Raw genomic sequence first — 4,543 nt, forward strand, 5'->3', positions numbered from 1 at the left:
CGATGACGGGGACGGAAGGAGACGAGGGGTCGCAGTCCACCGGTTTTCGTCTCGAGACCGTCCAAGGGATATTCCGGCGCATCGCGAAGCGCGCGGAGACCAGCCGGGGTCACGCATCAGGCGACGACGTGATCCGAGTCGAAGGCCGGCAGGTCTTCAAGATGTCAATTGGCGAGGCAAACAACCCGGACGATGCGCATCTATTCGAAGAAGCGATTGAAGGTGGCTACACGCTTCTCGGGTTCGATGACATCGATTGGACCGACGAGAAGTATGCGGAGCGAGATGCCATTTTAGAGGCCTGCAGGTCGCACAACGGCGATGCCAGCTTAGACGCGCGGTCGGGAGCAGTTCAAATGCCCCTCAGGTTCCGAAATTGGGTCCGCAAAGGCGACATTGTCATTGTATCGAGGGGAAATCGACAGTTTCGAGCGATTGGCGAGTTCACCGGGGAATACGAATTTCGAACGCGACCCGAGGGAGGCTATGCCCACCGTCGGGCAGTCCGCTGGCTCTGGGTGGATCGCGCAGGGGCCTCGGTGGAGGAAATTTACAACCGTGGCTTCATGCAGCAATCGATCTATATCCTGACCGACAGCGAACTCATTGTTCCCGCGCTCGAACGCTACATCAACAGTCAGACGGCCGACAGCGCGGATGAACCTGAGCCTTTCGTGTTGATCATCGACGAGATTAATCGGGCGAATATCTCCAAGGTTTTTGGAGAACTCATTACTCTCCTTGAGCCCGACAAGCGGCTGGGCCAACTCAACGAACTGAGAGTTCGCCTGCCTTATTCGGGCGATGAATTCGGGGTGCCGTCCAATCTGCATATCCTTGGCACAATGAACACAGCCGATCGCTCGATCGCGCTCCTCGACAACGCCCTGCGACGGCGTTTCACCTTTCGCGAGGTGATGCCGGACCCTTCGAAACTCAATGACGCGGCCAGCAAGTCGGGAATCAACCTGCTGCGCCTTCTCGAGATCATTAACGAGCGGATCGAGTATCTCTACGATCGTGAGCATCAGATCGGGCACGCGTACTTCACATCGTGCAGCAGCCAAGCGGATGTCGACGAAACAATGCGTCATAAGGTGATACCGCTTCTGGCGGAGTATTTCTTTGAGGATTGGGCCAAGATCGCAGCTGTTCTGGGTGATTTGGAACCCCACGACGGCCCCGTCTCCGGCGGGTTTCTAAAGCGATCTGTGCTGAACGCGCCGCCAGGAATTGAAGGCGGCGACAGTGTACCCCGGTTCCGTTGGCAGGTACGTTCGGAGGCTGAGGGCTTCGACTATCGGAATTTGGCAGGCACATGATCCGACGCACCATCCGCGAATGGGAGCGCATCAACTACGGTTCTGACGAGGCCACTATTCCAGAAGCGCGAGCAGACCGGCTCGCGGCAGTTGCTCGAGCCTCCATCTTTTCTGGTCGTGGCGGGGAGGGGGTATTAGAACACGGGCGTAAAGGGTTGCGCGCACGTGGTGTTGTCGGTGTAGTCGCCACGACCGGGTGCCAACTTGAGATTCTTCCGAAAATCGAGGCCGAAGGCGAGACGAACGTTACGGATGCGACACTACGTGCTCGGCTAATCCACATGCTGGCAGTCGCTCACGACCTGCCAATCGAAGCCGGTGCCATGACACAGCTCGGCTGGCAGCGTGACACAGTGCTTGAGCTGCTCATTCGTCTATTCTGCGCGAAACTCACGGATGCGGTGCGTCGAGGAATGCCGCGCCACTACCTCGCACACGAGGATGACCTTTCCACGTTGCGGGGGCGCCTGAACGTGGCGCGACAATTCTCAACCCTCGCCGTCTCGCCCCAAAAACTTGCTTGTCATTTTGACGCTTTGTCGCCGGACATTGTGCTGAATCAGGTGATGAAGGCAGCCGTAAAGAAGCTCTCAGGCCTCGCGATGGCACCAGATAACCAGCGCTCTCTTCGCGAATTGAGCTTCATCTATACCGAGATCAAAGCTGTGCCTTCGAGCGGTGTCCGATGGGACCAAATCACGCTTGATCGTTCAAGCCGGCGGTGGAGGGATTTGCTCTCCCTTGCCCGTCTGTTTCTCGATGACCGGCATCAGCAGACGAGTGGGGGAACGATCGACGGCCACGCGCTGCTTTTCGAGATGAACGCCCTGTTTGAGAAGTACGTCGAACGCATCCTCTCACGGGCGCTTGCTGGCTCTGACTTTCACGTTTCCGCGCAAGGAGGACATCGGGATTGTGTCTACGACGGTGACACTGGCCGCTTCCGTACGCGCCCGGACATAATTGTCCGCCAACGCGGCCGGATAGCAATGATCATCGATACGAAATGGAAACGCATGAGCCCATGCATCGATGACCCCAAGCAAGGCGTCAGCCAGGCAGATGTTTATCAGCTGATGGCCTACGGGAAGCTCTACGACTGCTCTAATGTCATGCTGCTCTACCCCCACCACGCCGACCTGCCACTCGACCCCATCCGGAAGCACTATTCGATCGCGGCCAAGGACGCGGTAGACAAGCTGATCGTTGCAACGCTGAGCCTTGGCGGCACTCAGAAAAGCCACAAAAGTGCCCTCGAGAAATTGGTCAAAGAGTGCTTGGGGACCGCGTACGATTGAATATCAGTGCAACCCTCTCATGAAAGCCAATGAACCCGGAGGGAAAGCGTCCTGGTCTCACACCGCGTCTTTGGAAGCAGCAGAATCGAAAACCTGATGCCGCTCGGGAAGTGGTTCCGTGTTTGGGACGTCGCTAGGCAACACATATTTATGACGCAGCTCAAGATCGCGGCTGCTGAGCCCGTGGGCGACGACAAAGCGTGGGTACTCGTCTTCTTTCGAATCTGGCGGCCGCGGCACGACCCGCATTCTGAAGTCTTCAATTAGGCGTTGGCGCATATCTAGGCGCTTAAACGCATTGGCGTACCAAGACGATGCCGATCCGCCGCCGGCCAGCATCACAGGGATTGTCGCATAGGCTCCCTTTCGCATCTTCCTATCTAGGTCAGAGCCCCCCAGAGCAACGAAGTCGAGCACCGAGGTCTTGGTAGCGGCCCGGGCTACGACCTTGTGTAGGACACGCCGGACCTCCAGTTCTACGCCAGCCAGGATCCGCTCGTCGGCGGGCGTTAGGCGTCCCGAGATCAAGCGTTGCTCCGCCGCCTCAACGCCACCGTCCCCCGCAAGCAACTGGGCAACGGCTACAGTCCCAAGCTGAGCAACCTCCGCTGAGTAGATTGTGACCTGCGGTATCGGAGTGCGTGCCAAGCGAAACACCGTACCATCAAGCGTGCCTCCACCAATGTCGAGGAAGGCGTAGAGTCCCTCCGGGGCATCTCGGCGCGACGCGATATGCGCAATGGCCGCTACGAGCTCAGGAACGACTGAAATTGGCGACTCGCTTCGCGCCAACCGAGTTGGCACGACCTTCCAATAATCGTCCCCCAACTCGCCAAGGTGGCGGGGAGTTGGCTCTTCGTGCTTCCATTTCCAAGCTACCGCGCAAACTTCTTCGAAGACCGCCAGGTCAGGGCTGTCGTAGGCCTGAACCGGCACCCCGACCTGCGCAAAGGACCGCAGGCCCCCTCCATGGAGAAAGTTGGCTTCGCGGCAGGCACGTTCACCGAGACGAAGCACACCGGCGAGATACAGGGCAGCTAGTGCTTTGATCTGATCGGGCTGTCTTGGTGCGCCTGCGCCGAATGCGATAGCTCCACCCGAGGCGAGACGCATCTTCAGGTAGTCAACCCAGGCGGCATCTCCCGGAGCCAGCAGATCTGGTGGATAGGCGCAGCCGTCCGCAATCGCAATGCGTGAAGGCAGAAGCCGCTGTCCCGTAGATCCCAATGCTAGCGTAACTCGCCGGTCGAGATGCGGGAGATGCGCCGAGACTTTCGTAAACCGAGTGCCAAAATCGATGCCGAAATGGACAGCTAGTGCCTCGCCGGTCGGTCCAACTATCGCGCGATCTAGCGAATCGGTGGGTTTCGGATCACCCGTAATCGTGCGGCGGAGCGCCGCGAGCCGATCCTTCCAACTGCTTGCCATGCGCTAACCTTCCACGATGACGAAGCCGCCGGCGACGGAACGCCGGGTAGTGGTCGTCTTTGCCGCTTCATCAAGTTTGGCAAGACGCTGATCCCGATCGGCTTTCAGCTTCGTGATCAAACCCAGAGTCATTTGCGATGCGCGGCGACGACGCTCGTCGTCTGATCCACGCTGGCTTTCGTACCGCTGCGTCAACTCGGAAAGGCGCGTCGCCGACCGATCCTGCACCATGATCCGTCCCTGCTCGAGCCGCCTGTCGTTATCCAATCGAAACGCATGCCGCTCCGCGAGAAAAAGCTCCTCTAGCTCGCGTTCGCAGTTCAAAAAGGCAGCCGTGAAATCCGGCAGCAGATCAGCGAATTCCAAGTGGTCTAGCCGCTCTCCGAGCCGGACAGCTACGTCGACCAACCGATCACCGACAGCCGGATCCAGGCGTTCGCCAGTTTCGATGTTCATCACGAAGGCCTGGTGCCTAATGTCCCGACGAACTCCCTG

The 4,543-nt window shown here is 58.7% G+C and carries 4 protein-coding genes; 2 read left to right on the top strand and 2 right to left on the bottom strand.

Annotation, left to right across the window (positions count from 1 at the left end):
* Positions 1-1,322: AAA family ATPase (locus AC1DVA_RS26470; RefSeq protein ID WP_476807868.1), on the top strand; the 1,322-nt coding region annotated here is incomplete at its 5' end.
* Complete coding sequence (locus AC1DVA_RS26475) at positions 1,319-2,620, top strand: McrC family protein (RefSeq protein ID WP_476807869.1); 1,302 nt, start codon at positions 1,319-1,321, stop codon at positions 2,618-2,620. The genes AC1DVA_RS26470 and AC1DVA_RS26475, both read left to right, overlap by 4 nt.
* A gap of 57 nt (positions 2,621-2,677) precedes the next feature.
* On the opposite strand, the gene AC1DVA_RS26480 is transcribed toward AC1DVA_RS26475, so the two are convergent.
* Positions 2,678-4,048 (bottom strand): hypothetical protein, encoded by a 1,371-nt coding sequence (locus AC1DVA_RS26480; RefSeq protein WP_476807870.1) that lies wholly within the window; start codon positions 4,046-4,048, stop codon positions 2,678-2,680.
* A gap of 3 nt (positions 4,049-4,051) precedes the next feature.
* The coding region (locus AC1DVA_RS26485) for a hypothetical protein (protein ID WP_476807871.1) at positions 4,052-4,543 on the bottom strand (492 nt) is incomplete at its 5' end.

It is taken from the genome of Allobosea sp. P4_C6 (assembly GCF_056402015.1).